This is a genomic window from Streptomyces sp. NPDC044064 (assembly GCF_056434245.1).
Window position 1 is genome coordinate 36,445 of sequence record NZ_JBWKFN010000036.1, and the last position, 19,552, is coordinate 55,996.

Annotated in this window: 18 protein-coding genes; 9 read left to right on the forward strand and 9 right to left on the reverse strand. The window is 70.8% G+C overall.

Features of this window, described 5'->3' with window-relative positions; all coding sequences use genetic code 11:
- The gene (locus AC07DS_RS39440; protein ID WP_479153457.1) at positions 1-366 is read right to left on the reverse strand and encodes a YbjQ family protein; all 366 of its coding nucleotides are present in this window, start codon (positions 364-366) and stop codon (positions 1-3) included.
- Positions 367-508: 142 nt separating this feature from the next.
- Here AC07DS_RS39440 and AC07DS_RS39445 point away from each other — a divergent pair, with 142 nt between their 5' ends.
- Positions 509-1,492: a DedA family protein gene (locus AC07DS_RS39445; RefSeq protein ID WP_479153459.1), complete on the forward strand. Its 984-nt coding sequence runs from the start codon at positions 509-511 to the stop codon at positions 1,490-1,492.
- A gap of 5 nt (positions 1,493-1,497) precedes the next feature.
- Here AC07DS_RS39445 and AC07DS_RS39450 read toward each other — a convergent pair whose 3' ends face one another.
- Together AC07DS_RS39450 and AC07DS_RS39455 are read right to left on the reverse strand one after the other, a co-directional pair.
- The gene (locus AC07DS_RS39450) at positions 1,498-3,153 is read right to left on the reverse strand and encodes a threonine/serine exporter family protein (protein ID WP_479153461.1); all 1,656 of its coding nucleotides are present in this window, start codon (positions 3,151-3,153) and stop codon (positions 1,498-1,500) included.
- A 106-nt stretch (positions 3,154-3,259) separates the two neighbouring features.
- Positions 3,260-3,751 carry an inorganic diphosphatase gene (locus AC07DS_RS39455; protein ID WP_073901115.1) on the reverse strand — a complete coding sequence of 164 codons (492 nt, stop codon included), beginning with the start codon at positions 3,749-3,751 and terminating at the stop codon, positions 3,260-3,262.
- Between the two features lie 124 nt (positions 3,752-3,875).
- Here AC07DS_RS39455 and dacB point away from each other — a divergent pair, with 124 nt between their 5' ends.
- The 6 genes from dacB to folE all read left to right on the forward strand — a co-directional run bounded on the left by dacB (position 3,876) and on the right by folE (position 11,549).
- Entirely contained in the window at positions 3,876-5,432 is a 1,557-nt protein-coding gene (dacB, locus tag AC07DS_RS39460) for a D-alanyl-D-alanine carboxypeptidase/D-alanyl-D-alanine endopeptidase (protein WP_479153592.1), read from the forward strand.
- Between the two features lie 90 nt (positions 5,433-5,522).
- Positions 5,523-6,671, forward strand: a complete 1,149-nt coding sequence (locus AC07DS_RS39465) for a zinc-dependent metalloprotease (protein WP_479153465.1) — start codon at positions 5,523-5,525, stop codon at positions 6,669-6,671.
- Between the two features lie 192 nt (positions 6,672-6,863).
- A complete protein-coding gene (gene tilS, locus AC07DS_RS39470) occupies positions 6,864-7,934 on the forward strand; it encodes a tRNA lysidine(34) synthetase TilS (RefSeq protein ID WP_479153468.1) in 1,071 nt (356 codons plus the stop codon).
- Between the two features lie 84 nt (positions 7,935-8,018).
- Complete coding sequence (hpt, locus tag AC07DS_RS39475) at positions 8,019-8,579, forward strand: hypoxanthine phosphoribosyltransferase (RefSeq protein WP_145885803.1); 561 nt, start codon at positions 8,019-8,021, stop codon at positions 8,577-8,579.
- 195 nt (positions 8,580-8,774) lie between these two features.
- On the forward strand, positions 8,775-10,814 hold the full coding sequence (gene ftsH, locus AC07DS_RS39480; protein ID WP_479153471.1) for an ATP-dependent zinc metalloprotease FtsH: 2,040 nt from the start codon (positions 8,775-8,777) through the stop codon (positions 10,812-10,814).
- A 129-nt stretch (positions 10,815-10,943) separates the two neighbouring features.
- Positions 10,944-11,549 carry a GTP cyclohydrolase I FolE gene (folE, locus tag AC07DS_RS39485; protein WP_094218329.1) on the forward strand — a complete coding sequence of 202 codons (606 nt, stop codon included), beginning with the start codon at positions 10,944-10,946 and terminating at the stop codon, positions 11,547-11,549.
- Between the two features lie 31 nt (positions 11,550-11,580).
- On the opposite strand, the gene AC07DS_RS39490 is transcribed toward folE, so the two are convergent.
- The 6 genes from AC07DS_RS39490 to AC07DS_RS39515 form a co-directional block, all read right to left on the reverse strand.
- Entirely contained in the window at positions 11,581-12,069 is a 489-nt protein-coding gene (locus AC07DS_RS39490; RefSeq protein ID WP_479153474.1) for a DUF3180 domain-containing protein, read from the reverse strand.
- Between the two features lie 58 nt (positions 12,070-12,127).
- Positions 12,128-12,739 carry a 2-amino-4-hydroxy-6-hydroxymethyldihydropteridine diphosphokinase gene (folK, locus tag AC07DS_RS39495; RefSeq protein WP_479153476.1) on the reverse strand — a complete coding sequence of 204 codons (612 nt, stop codon included), beginning with the start codon at positions 12,737-12,739 and terminating at the stop codon, positions 12,128-12,130.
- Positions 12,736-13,095 (reverse strand): dihydroneopterin aldolase, encoded by a 360-nt coding sequence (gene folB / locus AC07DS_RS39500; protein WP_403962403.1) that lies wholly within the window; start codon positions 13,093-13,095, stop codon positions 12,736-12,738. Before folB ends, folK begins: the two co-directional genes overlap by 4 nt.
- 249 nt (positions 13,096-13,344) lie before the next feature.
- Complete coding sequence (locus AC07DS_RS39505) at positions 13,345-13,884, reverse strand: nuclear transport factor 2 family protein (protein ID WP_479153479.1); 540 nt, start codon at positions 13,882-13,884, stop codon at positions 13,345-13,347.
- Entirely contained in the window at positions 13,881-14,741 is an 861-nt protein-coding gene (gene folP, locus AC07DS_RS39510; RefSeq protein WP_479153482.1) for a dihydropteroate synthase, read from the reverse strand. The genes AC07DS_RS39505 and folP overlap by 4 nt, the downstream gene beginning before the upstream one ends.
- A gap of 146 nt (positions 14,742-14,887) precedes the next feature.
- The gene (locus AC07DS_RS39515) at positions 14,888-16,702 is read right to left on the reverse strand and encodes a phosphatidylglycerol lysyltransferase domain-containing protein (protein WP_479153484.1); all 1,815 of its coding nucleotides are present in this window, start codon (positions 16,700-16,702) and stop codon (positions 14,888-14,890) included.
- A 226-nt stretch (positions 16,703-16,928) separates the two neighbouring features.
- On the opposite strand from AC07DS_RS39515, the gene AC07DS_RS39520 reads away from it, so the two are divergent.
- Both AC07DS_RS39520 and AC07DS_RS39525 read left to right on the forward strand, forming a co-directional pair.
- Positions 16,929-18,056 carry an alpha/beta hydrolase gene (locus tag AC07DS_RS39520; protein ID WP_479153487.1) on the forward strand — a complete coding sequence of 376 codons (1,128 nt, stop codon included), beginning with the start codon at positions 16,929-16,931 and terminating at the stop codon, positions 18,054-18,056.
- A gap of 97 nt (positions 18,057-18,153) precedes the next feature.
- Positions 18,154-19,524, forward strand: a complete 1,371-nt coding sequence (locus tag AC07DS_RS39525) for a hypothetical protein (protein ID WP_479153489.1) — start codon at positions 18,154-18,156, stop codon at positions 19,522-19,524.
- Positions 19,525-19,552 lie beyond the last annotated feature (28 nt).

Consider the following 19,552-nt stretch of genomic DNA (forward strand, 5'->3'; position numbering starts at 1 on the left):
CTAGTCCCGGGCCAGGACCACCGCGGTCCCGTACGCGCACACCTCCGTGCCCACGTCGGCGGCCTCCGTCACGTCGAAGCGGAACGCCAGCACCCCGTTGGCGCCGCGCGCGCGTGCCTGCTCGACCAGCCGCTCCATGGCCTGGTTGCGGGTCTGCACGAGCGTCTTGGTGAGGCCCTTCAGCTCGCCGCCGATCATCGACTTCAGTCCGGCGCCGATCTGGCTGCCCAGGTGCCGCGAGCGCACGGTCAGCCCGAAGACCTCACCGAGCACCTGCTGCACCCGGTATCCGGGCACGTCGTTGGTCGTGACGACCAGCACGTCGGGCTGGGGCCCCTGGCCGCCGCCGTAGTCATCGAGTCCCATGGCTCACAGCTTTGCCCCAGTTGCCCCACAGTGCATCCTGGAGTCACCGGTGGAACCTGGGGCGGTCACATCGCGTTGGTAGTTTTGTGCGGCCGCACAAGGACGCCGTAGCCGCCCTCATCCCCCTCAGGAGCCCGGACCCGTGATGACACTCGCCCTCGGCCCGAGCTGGCTCGATCCCGATTACCTGCTCAACACGTACAGCATCTGGGGCCTGCTGCTCATCGTCTTCGCCGAGTCCGGTCTGCTCATCGGGTTCTTCCTGCCGGGCGACTCGCTGCTGTTCACCTGCGGTCTGCTGATCACGTCCCACCAGCTGGACTTCCCGTTGTGGGGCGCGATAGCCCTGATCTGCCTCGCCGCGGTCCTCGGCGACCAGGCGGGCTACATGTTCGGCAAGAAGGTCGGCCCGTCCCTCTTCAACCGCCCGGACTCCCGCCTCTTCAAGCAGGAGAACGTCACCAAGGCGCACGAGTTCTTCGAGAAGTACGGCCCGAAGTCCCTGGTCCTGGCCCGCTTCGTGCCCATCGTGCGCACGTTCACGCCGATCATCGCCGGCGTCAGCGGCATGAAGTACCGCTCGTTCCTGGTCTTCAACGTCATCGGCGGTGTCCTGTGGGGCGCGGGCGTCACCCTGCTCGGCTCCTGGCTCGGCAACATCGACTTCGTCAACAAGAACATCGAGGCGATCCTCATTCTGATCGTCCTCGTCTCGGTGGTCCCCATCGCGATCGAGTTCCTCCGCGCGCGCGGCAAGGCCAAGAAGGCCCCGCAGGAGACGCCTCGGCCTGCCCAGCAGCCCCAGTACCAGCAGCAGCCCTCCCCGGTCATGGACGCCGCCACCACCCAGCTCCGCCGCATCGAGCCGGAGGAGCCGTACCAGCCCCAGTACCAGCAGCAGCCGCAGCCGTACCAGCAGCAGCCGCAGCAGGACCAGCAGTACTGGAACCAGGGCTACGACCACCACGGCCAGCAGGGTTATGACAACCAGGGCCACCAGGGCCATCAGGGCCACCAGGGCCACCAGGGCCACCAGGGCCACCAGGGGTACGACGACCAGTACTACGACCAGCAGCAGTACCCGCAGCAGCAGTACGACCAGAACGGGTACCCCCGGAACTACTAGGCGGCTCAGAATCCCCTGGTCCGCTTGGCAGCCCTCCGCTTGCCCGCGGAGCCGACCCGCAGGGTCAGCCTGGAGATCTCCGATCCCAGGTTGACCCCGATGGCGATCGCCATGGCCAGCGAAGCGGCCTTCGCCAGGGACACCAGTCCCTTGTCGATCTCGTTCTGCGCCATGGACAGCAGCCCGAAGTACGTGGCCGAACCGGGCAGCAGCGGCCCGATCGCCGCCGTCGTGTAGGGCAGCGCGGACGCGAACCGGTACCGCGACAGCAGCTGCCCGAACAGCCCCACCAGCCCGGCAGCCACCGCCGTGGAGGCGACGGGGGAGATGCCGCCCACGTAGTGCATGGCGCCGTACACCGACCACGCCACACCGCCGTTGAGGGTCACCGCCAGCACGGTGGATCGTTCCTGCTGCAGCAGCACGGCGAACGTCAGCGACAGCAGCATGGACGCCGCGATCTGGATCAGCGGCCGGTCGGAGATGTTCATCGCCGCGTCCGGGTTGAGCTCGCCGCCCACCTTCACGCCGAAGTACAGGACGGTCAGCACACCGATGACGATGCCGACGAAGAAGTACATGACCTCCAGCAGGCGGGCCGCCGCGGTGATGTAGAAGCCCGTCAGCCCGTCCTGCACGCCCGCCACCAGCGCCCGCCCGGGCAGCAGCGCGAACAGCCCACCGGTGACGACCGCGGACGCCGCCACGTCGACGTGCGCCAGCGAGAACGCCACACCGATCGCCGCCGGGGGCATCGCGGCGATCGTGAACTGGTAGAACTCCGGCAGCCCCCGGCCCGCGCACAGCCACGCCAGCCGGTCGCCGAGCATCGCGCCGATCGCCGCCGCCACGAAGACGATCAGGTCACCGCCGACCAGCACGGAGGCCGCACCCGCGAGCAGCCCGCTCGCCAGGGTCAGGGCCCAGCCGGGGTAGGGGTGCCGGTTGCGGCGGATCTCCGCCAGCCGCCGGTAGGCCTCCTCCAGGGAGACATGGGTCTCCGGGTCGGTCAGGTCGTCCACCAGCTGGAACACGGCCGCGAGCCGTGTGTAGTCCGTGCCCCGCCGGCGTACCGTCCGGGACGCGGTGACCGGGTCCTCCACCAGGGACGGCTGATGGGAGATCGACAGCAGCGTGAAGGTGACGGTCGGCTCGCAGCGGTCCAGCCCGTAGGACCGGCACACCGCGAACATCGCGGCCTCCACGTCCTCCGCGCCCTCGCCGCCCGCCAGCAGCAGCTCCCCGATACGCAGCGTCAGGTCGAGCACGCGCGGGACGGCGGGCCCGCCCTCCTCGGCCTTCTGCACCGGCTCCGGCGCCGGCCGCTCGGCCACCGGCATGCGCAGCATCGTGCGCATCCGGTCCTGCCAGGGCGCGTCCTTGATCAGGCTGACCGCCGGCATCCCGGTCGCCGGGGTGAACGCGGGCGGGGCGTCCGTGGCGCTGTAGGTGCGCGGCAGGCTGAACGCCGACCCCTCCGGCTCGGCACTCGGCGGCTGCGGCACCGCCAGCCCCTCCGGCACGGCGAACTCGGAGGTGGTCTCCGGCTCGACCGCGCCCTCGGGCGCCTCGATGCCCTCGGGAACGGCGAACTCGGACGTGATCTCCGGGTCGTACCGCGCCTCGTCCGACCGGGGCTTGCGGTCCTCCGCCTCCGTCACCTGGCACTGCTCCCTGAACGCGACCTTCCGTAAGCCTCAGTATGCGCATGGGTACGCCAACGGGCCGCACGCGTGCGCGTACGGCCCGTTCGCGGGCGCGGGGTGGTCAGTGACCGCCCTGCTCCTTGAAGCGCTTGTACGACCGCTCGATCTCCACCTCGGCGTCCGTGCGGCCCACCCAGTTGGCACCCTCGACCGACTTGCCGGGCTCCAGGTCCTTGTACACCTCGAAGAAGTGCTGGATCTCCAGGCGGTCGAACTCGGACACGTGGTGGATGTCCCGCAGGTGCTCCACCCGCGGATCCGTGGACGGAACGCACAGCAGCTTGTCGTCGCCGCCCGCCTCGTCCGTCATCCGGAACATGCCGATCGCACGGCACTTGATGAGGCAGCCCGGGAAGGTCGGCTCGTCCAGGATGACCAGCGCGTCCAGCGGGTCGCCGTCCTCGCCGAGGGTGTTCTCGACAAAGCCGTAGTCGGCCGGGTAGGCGGTCGAGGTGAAGAGACGACGGTCCAGCCGGATCCGACCGGTCTCGTGGTCCACCTCGTACTTGTTCCGCGAACCCTTCGGGATCTCGATCGTGACGTCGAACTCCACCGGTGGCTCCTCCATGATCAGCACATAGTTCTGGTGGTTAAGTGTCCCTCACGCAGGTGTGTGATCGCGAAAGGGGCTGGTGGTCGTGCCAGAGCTGAGGCCTTGGCGAGCCGCGAGACCGCAGATGGTGCGGCTCGCGAACGCCGTACGACCGCGACTGGCGCGCGCCGTGACGGCCGCGAAACCAGGGGTCGCGCGGCTGACGAAGGCAGTGCGCCCCGGGTTTGCACACCTCCCCCGGCCGCGAGCCGTCAGGACCTGGCAGTACACCGCGGGCGCCGCCACCGCCGGGCTGGCGCTGGCCGCCGGTGTGGTGACCGTCGCCGGTCCCTGGGACGCCAACGGTCAGCGTACGGCCGAGCGGGACCGGGTCGCCGCCCTGGAGCGGTCAGGTGGCGCAGATCACGGCGACTCCGGCACCAGCCCGCGGGGACCCCGGCCCGCACCGAGCGCCGCGGCCGTCCTGACGGGCCTGGGCAGCTCCACGGGCACCGTCAGCACCAAGAAGGCCCCGCCGGGCCGGCAGGCCCTCTCGGACGTCCTGGAGCCGCTCCTGGCCGCCCCCGAGCTCGGCGGCGGCCAGGCGGCGGCCGTCGTCGACGTCAGCACCGGCAAGCAGCTGTACGGCACCGCCGCCGACCGGGCCTTCACCCCCGCCTCCACCACCAAGATCGCCACCGCCGTCGCCGCCCTGTCCGCGCTCGGCCCCGACCACCGCCTCACCACCCGTGCCGCACTCGAACCCGACACCAAGGAACTGATCCTGGTCGGCGGCGGCGACCCCACCCTCACCGCCCGCCCGAAGGCCGAGGGCTGGGCGAGCCTGCGCACACTCGCCGCCGACGCGGCGGCCGCCCTCGAGAAGCGCGGCATCGACCGGATCACGCTCTCCTACGACACCACGCTCTTCTCCGGCCCCGCGCTGCATCCCGTCGGCGTCGACGAGAACCTCGCCCCGGTCAGCGCCCTGACCGCCGACGAGGGCCGCATCGGCAAATCCACCAGCGGCCCGGCGACCCGCGTGAGTGACCCGGCGGCCGACGCGGCCCGCAAGTTCGCGGACTACCTCGGGCAGGCCGGCATCAAGTCCACGCCTCCCGGCCCCTCCAAGGCCACCAGCCGGGCCGAGACCCTCGCCACCGTCTCCTCGCCCCCGCTGTCCGCCCTGGTCGAGCGCATGCTGACGAACAGCGACAACGACATCGCCGAGGCCCTGGCCCGCCAGACCGCCCTGGCCAGTGGCCGGGCGGGCAGCTTCGACGGCGGCGCGAAGGCCATCGCCACCCGGCTCACCAAGCTCGGCCTGCCCATGACCGGCGCCGCATTCCACGACGGCAGCGGCCTCAACCGCGACGACCGGCTCACGGCGAACCTCCTCACCGCCCTGCTGGTCAAGGCCGCCGACCCCGCCCGCCCCGGCCTCCGCCCGGTCCTCACCGGCCTCCCCGTGGCCCACTTCACCGGCACCCTGGCCGCCCGCTACACCGACGGCGCCGCAGGAGTCGTACGCGCGAAGACGGGCACCCTCACCGGAGTGAACACCCTGGCGGGCACGGTCGTGGACCAGGACGGCCACCTCCTGGCCTTCGCCTTCCTGGCCTCCGGCACGACCAACCGCGACGAGGCCCAGGCGGCTTTGGACAGGACGGCGACGGCGCTGGCGGGCTGCGGCTGCCGGTAGTACGCCAACACCCGCCGCCACACGGGAAACCGCACCTCACCCGACGCCCATGGCCTGCCCCAAGCGGGAGTGCTCACGTACCGTTGACGCATGACGAGCTTCGGTGGCACCGCATCTCCCGGGATGGTCGACTGGAACCTCGCGGTGGCGACCGCGACACGGCTCGTACGACCGGGACCCGAAGTCAGCCGCGACGAGGCGAGGGCCGTCGTGGCGGAGCTGCGCCGGCACGCGAAGGCCTCGGAGGAACACGTCCGGGGCTTCACCCGGCTGGGCACCGAGGAGACCCACGACACCCCCGTCCTGGTCGTCGACCGGCCGGGCTGGGTCCGGGCCAACGTCGCCGGCTTCCGGGAGATCCTCAAGCCCCTGCTGGACAAGATGCAGGAACGTCGTGGCAGCAGCCCCGGCAACGCGGTCCTCGGCGCCGTCGGCGGCAAGGTCACCGGCGTCGAACTCGGCATGCTGCTGTCCTTCCTCTCCTCCCGCGTCCTCGGCCAGTACGAGACCTTCGCCCCCGCCTCCCGCGACCTCCCGGCCGGCGGTTCCCCCGACTCACCGAGCGGCGGCGGCCGCCTCCTCCTCGTCGCCCCCAACATCGTCCACGTGGAGCGCGAACTCGACGTCGAGCCGCACGACTTCAGGCTCTGGGTGTGCCTGCACGAGGAGACCCACCGCACGCAGTTCACCGCCGTGCCGTGGCTCCGCGACCACCTCGAGGGTGAAATCCAGTCGTTCTTGGCGGAGACCGACGTCGATCCGATGACCGTCCTGGAGCGCATCCGGGAAGCCGCCCAGTCCCTCGCCGGCGGCCGCCCCGAGGGCGAGGAGGACGACGACGGACGCTCCTTCGTGGAGCTGGTGCAGACCCCGGTGCAGCGCGAGATCCTCGGCCGCCTCACCGCGGTCATGTCCCTGCTGGAGGGGCACGCCGACTTCGTGATGGACGGGGTGGGCCCGAGCGTCGTGCCGACCGTCTCCGAGATCCGCGAGAAGTTCCAGCAGCGCCGCGCCAAGGGGGCCTCCCGCCTCGACCTCGCCCTGCGCAAACTGCTCGGCCTCGACGCCAAGCTCAGGCAGTACCGGGACGGCGAACGCTTCGTGCGCGCAGTCGTCGAACAGGTCGGCATGGACGGCTTCAACCGGGTGTGGACCTCCCCCAACACCCTGCCCACCAAGGCGGAGATCGCCAAACCGGCGGACTGGGTCGCACGGGTGCACCGCAAGGCCGAGTCGTGAAGCGCGTGGGGAAGTCGTGAACCGAATCCGGCCTACGGCAGGCGAACGCCCCTCCAATCACCCGTCCGAGGGACCGTGAGCGATGGGTAGGCGTGCAATGCTCGGGGAACGGCCCGCTTCTGTCACCATCTACACACTCTGAGTGACCGACCTCGGGCTCACCCCCCGAAAACTTCATGAAGGGAACCGGACATGGGTCCCCATCCTGCGGTCGCGGCGATACGCCTGGCGGTCCGCCGCGCCCTCCACGACCTCCTCATCGACCACAGCCACATCACCGAAGCAGCGATGACAGCCGCGACGGCCGGCACCGTGGAAGCCCGCGGACCGAGCCGGAACGAGCGCACCCCCTCCCCGCTCGTGCTGGTCGCGTGCTCCGGCGGCGCCGACTCCATGGCGCTCGCCTCGGCCCTCGCCTTCGAGGCCCCCAAGCTCGGTATCCGCGCCGGCGGCATCACCGTGGACCACGGCCTCCAGCCCGGCTCCGACCTCAGGGCCGACGAGGTCGTCCTCAGGCTGCGTGAGCTCGGCCTCGACCCCGCCGAGTCCATCGCCGTGACCGTCGGCCGCGAGGGCGGCCCCGAGGCCGCCGCCCGGGACGCCCGCTACGCCGCCCTCGACGCCGCGGCCGAACGCCACGGCGCCGCCGCGGTCCTGCTCGGCCACACCCGCGACGACCAGGCCGAAACCGTCCTGCTCGGCCTCGCCCGCGGCTCCGGCATCCGCTCCCTGTCCGGAATGGCCGCGGTCTCGGGGGCCGACGGCCGTTACCGGCGCCCCTTCCTGCACATCGACCGCCAGACCGCCCGCAAGGCCTGCATGGTGCAGTCCCTGCCCGTCTGGGACGACCCGCACAACGCCGACCCCGCCTACACCCGCTCCCGGCTCCGGCACGAAGGTCTGCCCGCCCTGGAGAAGGCCCTCGGCAAAGGCGTCGTGGAAGCCCTCGCCCGCACCGCCCAGCTCTCCCGCGACGACGCCGACGCCCTCGACTCCTGGGCCTCCCAGGCAGAGGCCTCCGTACGCGACGCCACGGGCCTCCTGGAGTGCGCCAAGCTCTACGCCCTCCCGCCCGCCGTACGCCGCCGCATCCTGCGCCGCGCCGCCATCGAGGCAGGCGCCCCGGCCGGCTCCCTCTTCGCCCGCCACATCGAGGAGGTCGACCGGCTGATCACCGGCTGGCGGGGCCAGGGAGCCATCAATCTCCCGGGCAAAGTCGTCGCCCAGCGTCAGGGTGGCAGACTGGTGATTCGGCAAGGCTGAATCGGGACCCCCGGAGCGACCCTCCGACGGGCCGGACAGCCGGTGGCCGTAAGAGCGGCCGTAAGTGCGGGACGACCGAAAGTGATGCGGGTGGACGCGAAAGACATGGGTGCCGACCTCAAGCAGGTACTCATCACCAAGGAAGAGATCGACGCGAAGCTGGCCGAGCTGGCCGCGAAGATCGACGCGGAGTACGCGGGCAAGGACCTGCTCATCGTCGGCGTGCTCAAGGGCGCCGTCATGGTCATGGCCGACCTGGCCCGGGCGCTGTCCACCCCCGTCACCATGGACTGGATGGCCGTGTCGTCCTACGGCGCGGGCACCCAGTCCTCCGGTGTCGTGCGGATCCTCAAGGACCTGGACACCGACATCAAGGGCAAGCACGTCCTGATCGTCGAGGACATCATCGACTCCGGACTGACCCTGTCCTGGCTGCTGTCCAACCTCGGCTCCCGTGAGCCGGAGTCCCTCAAGGTGTGCACGCTGCTGCGCAAGCCGGACGCCGCCAAGGTCGCCATCGACGTGGAATGGGCCGGCTTCGACATCCCGAACGAGTTCGTCGTCGGCTACGGCCTCGACTACGCCGAGAAGTACCGCAACCTGCCGTTCGTCGGTACGCTCGCGCCTCACGTCTACGGCGGCTGAGCCAATCGGGCCAGCCCCTGTAAGACGATCGGGAACCCCAGCGGGTTTCGCGCCGTTGGAGCAAGCAGAGACGGGAATGCCAGTCGTCCATGCCACTCCGTGCGGCTTCGGACAACAATGCTGGGGTACCGTCAGAAGAACTGTCTTATCAAACTCACTATGGCAGGAGGGACGGGGCGACACCGCTCCGTATGGATGGACGTGAAGCGATACTTCCGTGGGCCGGTCATGTGGATCGTGCTGGCCGTCCTTGCCGTGGTCGTGTTGATGCAGGTCGTCGGCTCGTCCGGCGGCTACAAGACGGTGGACACCGGCCAGGTCGTGGCGGCGATCAACGAGAACAAGGTCGAGTCGGCCAAGCTCACCACCGGTGACGAGCAGACCATCAAGGTCACCCTCAAGGACGGCCAGAAGGTCGAGGACAGCTCGAAGATCCAGGCGAGCTACATCGGCGACCAGGGCGTGACCATCGCCGCCACACTGCAGACCAAGTACCAGGACAAGCAGATTCCGGACGGCTACACGGTCTCGCCGTCCAAGCAGAACCCGTTCGTCGGCGTCCTGCTCTCCCTGCTCCCCTTCGTCCTGATCGTGGTCGTCTTCCTGTTCCTGATGAATCAGATGCAGGGCGGCGGCTCCCGGGTCATGAACTTCGGCAAGTCCAAGGCCAAGCTCATCACCAAGGACACCCCGAAGACGACCTTCTCCGACGTTGCGGGCTGCGACGAGGCCGTCGAGGAGCTCCACGAGATCAAGGAGTTCCTCCAGGAGCCGGCCAAGTTCCAGGCCGTCGGCGCCAAGATCCCCAAGGGCGTGCTCCTCTACGGCCGTCCCGGTACCGGCAAGACGCTCCTCGCGCGCGCCGTGGCCGGCGAGGCCGGAGTGCCCTTCTACTCGATCTCCGGTTCCGACTTCGTCGAGATGTTCGTCGGTGTCGGTGCCTCCCGAGTCCGTGACCTCTTCGAGCAGGCCAAGGCGAACGCCCCGGCGATCGTCTTCGTCGACGAGATCGACGCGGTCGGCCGCCACCGCGGCGCCGGCCTCGGCGGTGGTCACGACGAGCGCGAGCAGACCCTGAACCAACTGCTCGTCGAGATGGACGGCTTCGACGTCAAGGGCGGCGTGATCCTCATCGCCGCGACGAACCGGCCCGACATCCTCGACCCGGCTCTGCTCCGCCCCGGCCGCTTCGACCGCCAGATCGCGGTCGACCCGCCGGACCTGCAGGGCCGCATGGAGATCCTCAAGGTTCACCAGAAGGGCAAGCCGGTCGCGCCCGACGTCGACCTGGCCGCCGTCGCCCGCCGCACCCCCGGCATGACCGGCGCCGACCTCGCCAACGTGCTGAACGAGGCCGCGCTGCTCACCGCCCGCAGCGATCAGAAGCTGATCGACAACAAGGCGCTGGACGAGGCGATCGACCGCGTGGTCGCGGGCCCGCAGAAGCGGACCCGGATCATGTCGGACAAGGAGAAGAAGATCACCGCGTACCACGAGGGCGGTCACGCCCTGGTCGCGGCGGCCTCGCCGAACTCCGACCCGGTCCACAAGATCACGATCCTCTCCCGCGGCCGCGCCCTCGGTTACACGATGGTGCTCCCGGACGAGGACAAGTACTCGACCACCCGCAACGAGATGCTCGACCAGCTCGCCTACATGCTGGGCGGCCGCGCGGCCGAGGAACTGGTCTTCCACGACCCGACCACCGGCGCCGCCAACGACATCGAGAAGGCCACCAACCTGGCCCGCGCGATGGTCACGCAGTACGGCATGACCGAGCGGCTCGGCGCGATCAAGTTCGGCGGCGACAACAGCGAGCCGTTCCTCGGGCGTGAGATGGCCCACCAGCGCGACTACTCGGAAGAGGTCGCCGCGCTGGTCGACGAAGAGGTCAAGAAGCTCATCGAGACCGCGCACAACGAGGCCTGGGAGATCCTGGTCGAGAACCGCGACGTGCTCGACCAGCTCGTCCTTCACCTGCTGGAGAAGGAGACCCTGGGCAAGGAGGAGATCGCCGAGGTCTTCGCCCCGATCCACAAGCGCCCGCCGCGGCCCGCGTGGACCGGCTCGTCCCGTCGTACCCCGTCCACCCGCCCGCCGGTGCTCTCCCCGAAGGAGCTGGCACTGACCAACGGGGCGAACGGCGCGACGGCGGCGATCAGCACGGCCAAGTCGACGGCGTCGGAGTCCGCCCCCATGACGGACAAGACTCCGGAAGACCGCCCCGAGAGCTGAACAGTTTCAGCCAACAGGCCGGAATGAATGCCGCGGCCCCCAGGTTCTAGCCTGGGGGGCGCGGCATTTCGTATGTCCGCAGACAGAGCGCGTGGACGCACGCGTGACAGCACAGGAACGAGGAACCAGATGACCGACCCCGTGACCCTGGACGGTGAGGGCACCATCGGCGAGTTCGACGAGAAGCGCGCCGAGAACGCCGTACGGGAACTGCTGATCGCGGTCGGTGAGGATCCGGATCGTGAAGGCCTCAGGGAGACGCCGGCGCGCGTGGCCCGGGCGTACAAGGAGATCTTCGCGGGCCTGTGGCAGAAGCCCGAGGATGTCCTGACCACGACGTTCGACCTGGGGCACGACGAGATGGTGCTCGTGAAGGACATCGAGGTCTACAGCACCTGTGAGCACCATCTGGTGCCGTTCCGGGGCGTCGCCCACGTCGGCTACATCCCGTCCGTGACCGGGAAGATCACCGGTCTGTCCAAGCTGGCCCGGCTCGTGGACGTCTACGCCCGGCGCCCGCAGGTGCAGGAACGGCTCACCACGCAGATAGCGGACTCCCTGATGGAGATCCTGGAGCCGCGGGGCGTGATCGTGGTCGTCGAGTGCGAGCACATGTGCATGTCGATGCGGGGCATCCGCAAGCCCGGCGCGAAGACGATCACCTCGGCGGTGCGTGGTCAGCTGCGGGACGCGGCGACGCGGAACGAGGCGATGAGCCTCATCATGGCGCGCTGACCGGCCTTCGGCGAACGGCAGGAGCCGGTGGTCAGGCCGCCGGCTCCGCGCCCGCGTGATTGTGGTCCTCGTCCTCGGGGAGCTTGCAGACCCGCTCCAGGAACACGGCCGCCGCTATCACGCCGATGCCGGCCAGTACCGAGAGGCCGGCGTAGATGGCCTGGTCGCGGCGGGCGGGGATGTCGAGGAGCTCCAGGAGGAAGACGCCCGTGCCGCCGTACATGCCGGCGACCAGGGCGGCCACCAGGGCGCTTGCCTGGCCGAAGACCACCGCTCGGGCGGCCATCAGGGGGTCGACGCCCTTGGCGCCGGGGCGGCGCTCGCGCTGGGCCTTGAGGCGGGCGCGCAGCGAGAGCGCCGTGGCGAGCAGGACCACCGCGATCAGCGCGAGGACGATGGGGGCGGCCAGGGGGACGCTGGGCAGTGTCCCGATCGAGTTCCAGAGGCGGGCACCCGCCCAGGACAGGACGCCGGCCACGACGAACACGCCGGCCAGCACCCTGATGCGCAGCTCTCTCACGGTGTCCCTTCAGCTCCCCCGGACCGATCCCGGACTGTGGTCGTCTTGACCTTAACGACTACTCGGGCAGTCGGAGTTCCAGGTCGGTGCGCGCCTCGACGCCGTCGCGGGTGACGGCCGTCAGGAGTTCGGCCACCGCGCCCCGGCCGGGCAGCAGCGCCTGGGGGTCGATGTCGTGCCAGGGGGCGAGCACGAAGGCGCGCTCGTGGGCGCGCGGGTGCGGGAGGGTGAGCTGCGGGTCGTCGGAGGTGACGTTCGCGTAGGCGACGATGTCGACGTCCAGGGTGCGCGGTCCCCAGTGCTCGTCGCGGACCCGGTTGAAGGCCTCCTCGACGGCGTGCGCCCGCTCCAGCAGGGAGGACGGCGGCAGGGTGGTCTTCAGGACGACGACGGCGTTGTAGTAGGTGGGCTGGCTGCCCGGCTCGACGCCCCAGGGCTCCGTCTCGTAGACCGGCGACACGGCCTTCACACGGACGCCGGGGGTGTCCTCCAGGGCGTCGACGGCTCCCTGGAGGGTCTCCAGACGGTTGCCGAGGTTGGAGCCGATGGAGATCACGGCCCATTTCGGGTTGCTCAGTGTCGTGTCGGCGGCGTCCACCTGCTCGACGACCGAGGCGGGCACCGGCTGGACGGTCGGGTCGCTGTGACCCTGGGCGAAAGGTCGGGTCATACTCGGCTCCGGGTGATGGTGACGGTCACGTCGTCGAAGGGGACGGTGATCGGGGCGTCCGGCTTGTGGACGCAGACCTCGGCCTCCTGGACCCCTTCGTGCTTCAGGCAGGTCTGGGCGATCCGCTCGGCGAGGGTCTCGATGAGGTTCACCGGTTCGCCCTCGACCACGGCCACGACCTCTTCGGCCACGATGCCGTAGTGGACGGTCTTCGCCAGGTCGTCGTCGGCGGCGGCCGGCCGGGTGTCCAGGCCGAGGACGAGGTCCACGATGAAGGTCTGGCCCTCCTCGCGCTCCTTGGGGAACACGCCGTGGTGCCCGCGGGCCTTCAGGCCGCGCAGCGCGACACGATCCACGCGAATCACTCCTGCAATCGTCGGGAACGGCCGGGCGGTGTCGCGTGCGGGCGGCACACCGGCCTCTGACGAATCTACCTGCGGGCGCCGACACATCCGGGTGACGGGGGCGCGTGCCCCGGCGGGGACCCGGAGGCTTCACCGTGTGTTTCCCTTGGGGAACCCGGACGCGTCATGGGCTGGTAGCCGCACATACCCCCGGGTAGGTGATTCCAACCACTTCTTGGTCCTTGTGGGGCTCGTACCCGGTTATGCGAGGGGGTTGTCACCCGAATTCTCGCCGTTCGCTCCGTTCTGGCCGTTCTCCTCTTCCTCGTCGGATTCGGCCAGGACGGGGGAGGCGTGGTGCGACCAGAGTTTCCAGCCGGTGGGGGTGCGCCGGAACACGTTCGTGGCGACGACGAGCTGGCCGACCAGGGGGCCGAGCTCCGCGCCGTCCTCGGGGGCGGGGCCGCCGCTGAGGATGTTCTCGGTGCAGGTCACGAGGGCGGTGTTGCCGGTGACGGAGACGTGCACGTCGGTCAGGAAGAACTGGATGTAGTCGGTGTTCGCCATGATCAGCGCGTACGACCTGAGGACCTCGGAGCGGCCGGTGAGCACCGGCCAGCCGGGGTGGACGCAGGAGATCACACCGGTGTCCGCCGGGTCGTGGTACTCCTCGTCGACGCCCAGGTCGGAGGGCGTGAGCCAGAGCGAGGACACTTCCTCGAAGTCACCGCGCTCCATCGCCTCGTAGAAGGCGGTGTTGGCGGCCTCCACCTGTTCGACGTCGGTGTGGGGGGCGCTCACCGGGCTCCTTCGACGGCGCGCGCGACCCGCACCGCGTCCGCGGTGGCGCGCACCTCGTGCACGCGCACCGCCCATGCGCCGGCGTGCGCCGCGAGCGCCGAGACGGCGGCCGTGGCGGCGTCCCGCTCGCGGGCCGGCGGGGGTGCGCCCTCCGGCCCGGCGAGGACGCGGCCGAGGAACCGCTTGCGGGAGGCGGCGACGAGCAGGGGGTGGCCCAGGGCGTGCAGGCGGTCGAGGTGGGCGAGCAGGCTGAGGTCGTGCTCGGCCTGCTTGGAGAAGCCGAGACCGGGGTCGACGACGATGCGGTCGGGGGCGATGCCGCCCTCCAGAACGGCCTCCACGCGGGCCCGCAGTTCGTCCACGACTTCGGCGACGACGTCCTCGTACGCGCCCTGGACGTTGCCGCCCTGCAGGAAGCCGCGCCAGTGCATGACGACGAAGGGGGCGCCCGTGGCGGCGACCACGGGGATCATCGCGGGGTCGGCGAGGCCGCCGCTGACGTCGTTGACGAGGGCGGCGCCGGCGGCGAGGGCCTGTTCGGCGACGGAGGCGCGCATGGTGTCGACGGAGACGGCCACGCCTTCGGAGGCGAGGCCGCGGACGACGGGGATGACGCGCCTGAGTTCCTCGGCCTCGTCGACGCGGGTGGCGCCGGGGCGGGTGGACTCGCCGCCGACGTCGACCAGGTCAGCACCCTCGGCCACCAGGTCCAGGCCGTGCTTGACGGCGACGGTCGTGTCGAACCAGCGGCCGCCGTCGGAGAAGGAATCGGGGGTCACGTTCACGACCCCCATGACCGCGCACCGGTCCCATGCCGGAAGGCCTGCCACTCGGCCGCGCCCGCTGAGGTTGTTCATACGTTCAGCGTAGGCCCAGGGGGGTGCCGCCCACGCGCCGCGGTCCGGGCGGAAGCTCCCGTGCTGGAGGGGGTGGGGCTTCCGCCCGGGCCGGTCAGGGGCCGGGCCGGGCTCTGCGCGCGGCGGGGCGGGCTCAGGCGGCTGGGTCAGGCGGCTCGGACGTCGCGTTCCGCCACGGCGTGCGCGCAGGGGCGCGCGGCGGCCGCCCGGCGCCGGCGCAGGAAGCGCGGGAGCGGCAGGGCGAGGTCGACGAAGCCCTCCGCCTGCATGGCGGCGAAGCCGATGCGGGGCAGGTCGGCGGAGGCGCGGTAGACGACGAAGCGCGGCTCCCAGCGCGGCTGGAACTTGGCGTTGAACTTGTACAGCGACTCGATCTGGAACCAGCGGGAGAGGAACACCAGCAGTCCGCGCCAGGCGCGCAGCACCGGGCCCGCGCCGATCTTCTCGCCGCGCGCGAGGGCGGAGCGGAACATCGCGAAGTTCAGCGAGACCCGGGTGATGTTGAACTTGGGGGCGGCCTGCAGGGCGGCGACGATCAGCAGCTCGTTCATGCCGGGGTCGGCGGTGCGGTCGCGGCGCATCAGGTCCAGGGAGACGCCGTCGGTTCCCCAGGGCACGAAGTGCAGGATCGCCTTCAGGTCGCCGTACTCGCCGGGCTCGTCGTCGGCCTTGTGGGCGGTGGCGATCAGACAGTCGCCGTCGGTGGGGTCGCCGATGCGGCCGAGCGCCATGGAGAACCCGCGCTCGGTGTCGGTACCGCGCCAGTCCTCCGCCGCCAGGCGGATGCGCTCCAGCTCTGCCTCGCCGAGGTCACGGATACGCCGTACCCGGGTTTCGTAGCCGGCCCGCTCGATGCGCTTGACCATCTGGCGCACGTTGCGCATCGCGCGACCGGCGAGCGAGAAATCCGCCACGTCGACCACCGCCTCGTCGCCCAGCTCCAGGGCGTCCAGGCCGGTCTCGCGGGTCCACACCTCGCCGCCCGTCTCCGAACAGCCCATGACGGCCGGGGTCCAGGAGTGCGCCTTGGCCTCGTCCATGAAGCGTTCGATGGCGCCGGGCCAGGCCTCGACGTCGCCGATCGGGTCGCCGCTGGCGAGCATCACGCCGGAGACGACGCGGTAGGTGACCGCCGCCTTGCCGCTGGGCGAGAAGACGACCGCCTTGTCGCGGCGCAGCGCGAAGTGGCCGAGGGAGTCGCGGCCGCCGTGCTTGTCCAGCAGCGCGCGCAGCCGGGCCTCGTCCTCCTCGGTGAGGCGGGCGGCCGGGTGTTCGGGCCGGAAGGCGAAGTAGATGGTGGTGACCGCGGTCAGCCAGCCGAGGGCGCCGAGGGAGAAGGCGACCGTCCAGGAGGTGCTGCCGTCGTAGTCCAGCGGGCCCTCGAAGCCGAACAGGCCGTAGACGACGTGCGTCAGGCGGTCGGCGAGGCTCGGGTCGCCGACCATCCGGTTCGGATGGACGCTGACGATGACCAGGCCGAGGGCGAGGGAACCGGCGGCCATCAGGACGAAGTTGGCGAGTGCGCGCCAGCGGCTGCGCGGGTCGGGCAGGGCGGCGAACTCGTCGCGGTGGCGCAGCAGCGGAATCAGGATCGCCATCGAGATGAGCATGCCGATGACCGAGTGCCGGTACACGAACTCGGCGGTCGCACCGGCGGGCAGGAGCGCGACCGCGGAGCGCCACGCCCGGCGCTTGCGCCGCTTGAGTCCGTGCGCGAGCAGGAGCAACAGCACGCCCGCGCTGAGCGAGAGTGCCGCCGCGAAGGGCCCGAAGGAGCCGGGCAGTACCTCGGCCAGGGCGTGCATACGGCTGTGACGGAAGCGCGGGAACACGCCGGCGGCGATGTCCACCACGCCCACGAGGGCGCACGCCCTGGCGACCAGAGCGGGAACGGCGTCGGGGCGCGGGCCGCGCAGTATGCGCCGCGCCCGGCTTGATCGGCCCGGAACCTCGCCCGACATTTCCCCATCTATCCTGACAGACATCGCATCCCGTAGTTCTGCGAGAGACCTTGAACCCGGTGCCGATCGGGGCATCCGGCGACATTGCGCCCTCTAGGACGGTGTCTCGGGGAGAGAGGTTCACTCCCCTCCGGAAAGTCGGGTCAAAGGCCAAGGAAAGCCCCGGGCAAGCCCTTGCAACGAAGCTGGGTGGGCCACGGGCGGAAAGCGCAGGCAGGAAGAGCCCATGGGTCTCACGAGCAACAAGGTGCTGGCGCTTGCGGTCATGCTCGCCGCGGTGCTGTTCATCGCCACGGTGTGGTTGTGGCCGCGGCTCGCCCGGCAGAACTGGCGGGCCGTCATCGGGCGCGTCGGTCTGCTCCTGGCCACACAACTGGTCCTCGTCGGCTCCCTCGGGATCGCCGCCAACCAGGCCTTCGGGTTCTACGCCAGCTGGGCGGACCTGTTCGGCCAGGAGACCGACCAGGGCATAGTCATCGACCACTCGGCCAACACGGGTACCGGCGGTCCGCTGCAGGTGGTCTCCACCTCCCTGGTCAAAGGGGTCAACGGATCACGGCCGCAGGCGACCGGGCAGATCCAGAAGGTGGACATCGTGGGGCGCAAGACCCACATCGCCACACCGGCGTACGTCTATCTGCCGCCCGAGTACTTCCAGCCGCAGTACCGCACGCGTACGTTCCCTGCGGCCGTCGTACTGACCGGCTACCCCGGTACGGCGCAGGCGCTGGTGGACAAACTGCACTACCCGCGTACGGCGCAGGAGCTGGCCAAGGACGGGCGGATGCAGCCGATGATCCTGGTGATGCTGCGGCCGACCGTGGCGCCGCCGCGCGACACCGAGTGCGTGGACATCCCGGGCGGACCGCAGAGCGAGACCTTCTTCGCCAAGGACCTGCCCGAGGCCGTACTCGCGCACTACCGGGTGGGAAAGCGGCCGGGCAGTTGGGGCGTCGTCGGCGACTCCACCGGCGGCTACTGCGCGCTGAAGCTCGCCATGCACCACCCGGGCGTCTACGCGGCCGCCGCCGGCCTCTCGCCCTACTACAAGGCGCCGATCGACCCCACGACCGGTGACCTCTTCCACGGCGACAGGAACCTGCAGAATCGTGCCGACCTGTGGTGGCTGCTGAAGCACCAGCCCGCGCCCGACACCTCGCTGCTCGTCACCAGCAGCAAAATCGGCGAACACAACTACAAGGACACCCTCAAGTTCATAGGGGATGTGCAGGCCACGAACCTGACTCGGATCTCCTCGATCATCCTGGACAGCGGCGGACACAACTTCAACACCTGGCGCCGGGAGATCCCGCCGACGCTGCAGTGGCTCAGCGGGCGGCTGAGCGACCGCTGAGCCGCCGGGCACCCGATGCCCGGGAAAGCTCATGGTGCGGCGGTGTTTTTACGGGGCGGGGGTCCACGAATCGCCTACGCGCGGTAAGTTTCTGGCCATGCCACGTGGACGCCACCGCCATTCACCGCCTCTGCACCGGCTGTTGCCTCCGTCGGCGATCGCCGGCGTGTCCGTCGTCTGCGCGCTGGGTCCCTGGGTGTTCTCCGAGGTCACGGTGTTGCGCACGCTGGCCGCGGCCGCCGCTGCGACCGCTGTCGTGGGCGCCGTCGTGATGCGCCGCTGGGACTCCCACGCGGGCAAGCAGGTCGCCGACCTCACGCGCGCGCGTGTCAGCGACGAGTGGCGCTACGACGAACGGGTCGCCGAACTGGAGACCGACCTGGAGGAGTCGCGCGAGCTGCGCACCAAGCTCGAGCAGCGGCTGCGCGCCAAGCGCGCGGAGCTGGCCGGGCTGCGCAACGAGCACGCGGCCCTGCTGCGCCGCTACGCCACGGCGGAGACCGAGCGCGCGACCGCCCTGGAGGGGCGCCGACTGCTGGAGATCGAGTCGGCCGAGCCGTCCGGCCCGCCCGCGCTGCCGCCCGCGCGCAGCGCCGAGCCCGAGGCCGCCGAGCCCGAGCCCGAGGCCGCGACGGTCGAGGCCGCCGAGGAGAAGCCGAAGGGCGGCCCGGTGTTCTCCGCCGAGGGTGCTCGGCTGTTCCTGAAGGCCGCGGTGGCGCTGTCCCGGCTGGACCGTGAGGGGGAGCCGGCCAAGGCTGAGGCCGACTCCGCTGAGGCCGACTCCACTGAGGCCAACTCCACTGAGGCCAACTCCACTGAGGCTGAGCCCGCTGCGGCCGACTCTGCTGAGACCGAGTCCGCCGAGGTCGTGGTTGCCCGGGCCGAGTCCGTAGCGCCCGAGTCCGCCGAACCCCGGCCGGTCAGGCCCGAGTCCGCCGAACCCGGGCCGGTCAGGCCCGAGCCCGTCACCGCCGAGCCGAAGCCGGCCGGGTCCGCCGAGGCCTCCGGTGACGGTGTGCGCAAGGAGCCCGCGCAGGAGGCCGTCACGGAGGGCGAGGCGCAGGGGAAGCCCGAGGCGGCCGGCGGGCACGAGCCGGCGGCCGCCCTCCCGACCGCACCGGACCAGCCCGCCAAGCCCGCGGGGCAGCAGCCCGCCGGTCACTTCACGGTGCCGACCGCGGTGGCCGTCGTACCGGCCGCGCCCGTGCGGCGCCCGGCGGTCGAGGGCGGGTTCGACTTCTTCGGCACCCAGAAGGAGTCGGCGTCCGCCGCGCTGGAGTCCGTGCAGAACGAGGACCTCGCCGACGTCGTCGGCCAGGAGGCGCTCGCGCTGCACAAGGCCGAGGCGGAGGCCGAGTTCAAGCCCGCCGACGCGGAGTCGCGCGGCGTGGGCCAGGTCATCGACCTGACCGCGCACGACGAGACGGAGCAGATCGACCTCCAGGGGCTGCGCACCGCCGCTTCCTGATACTCCGCCAGGTACCACCCAGGCACCG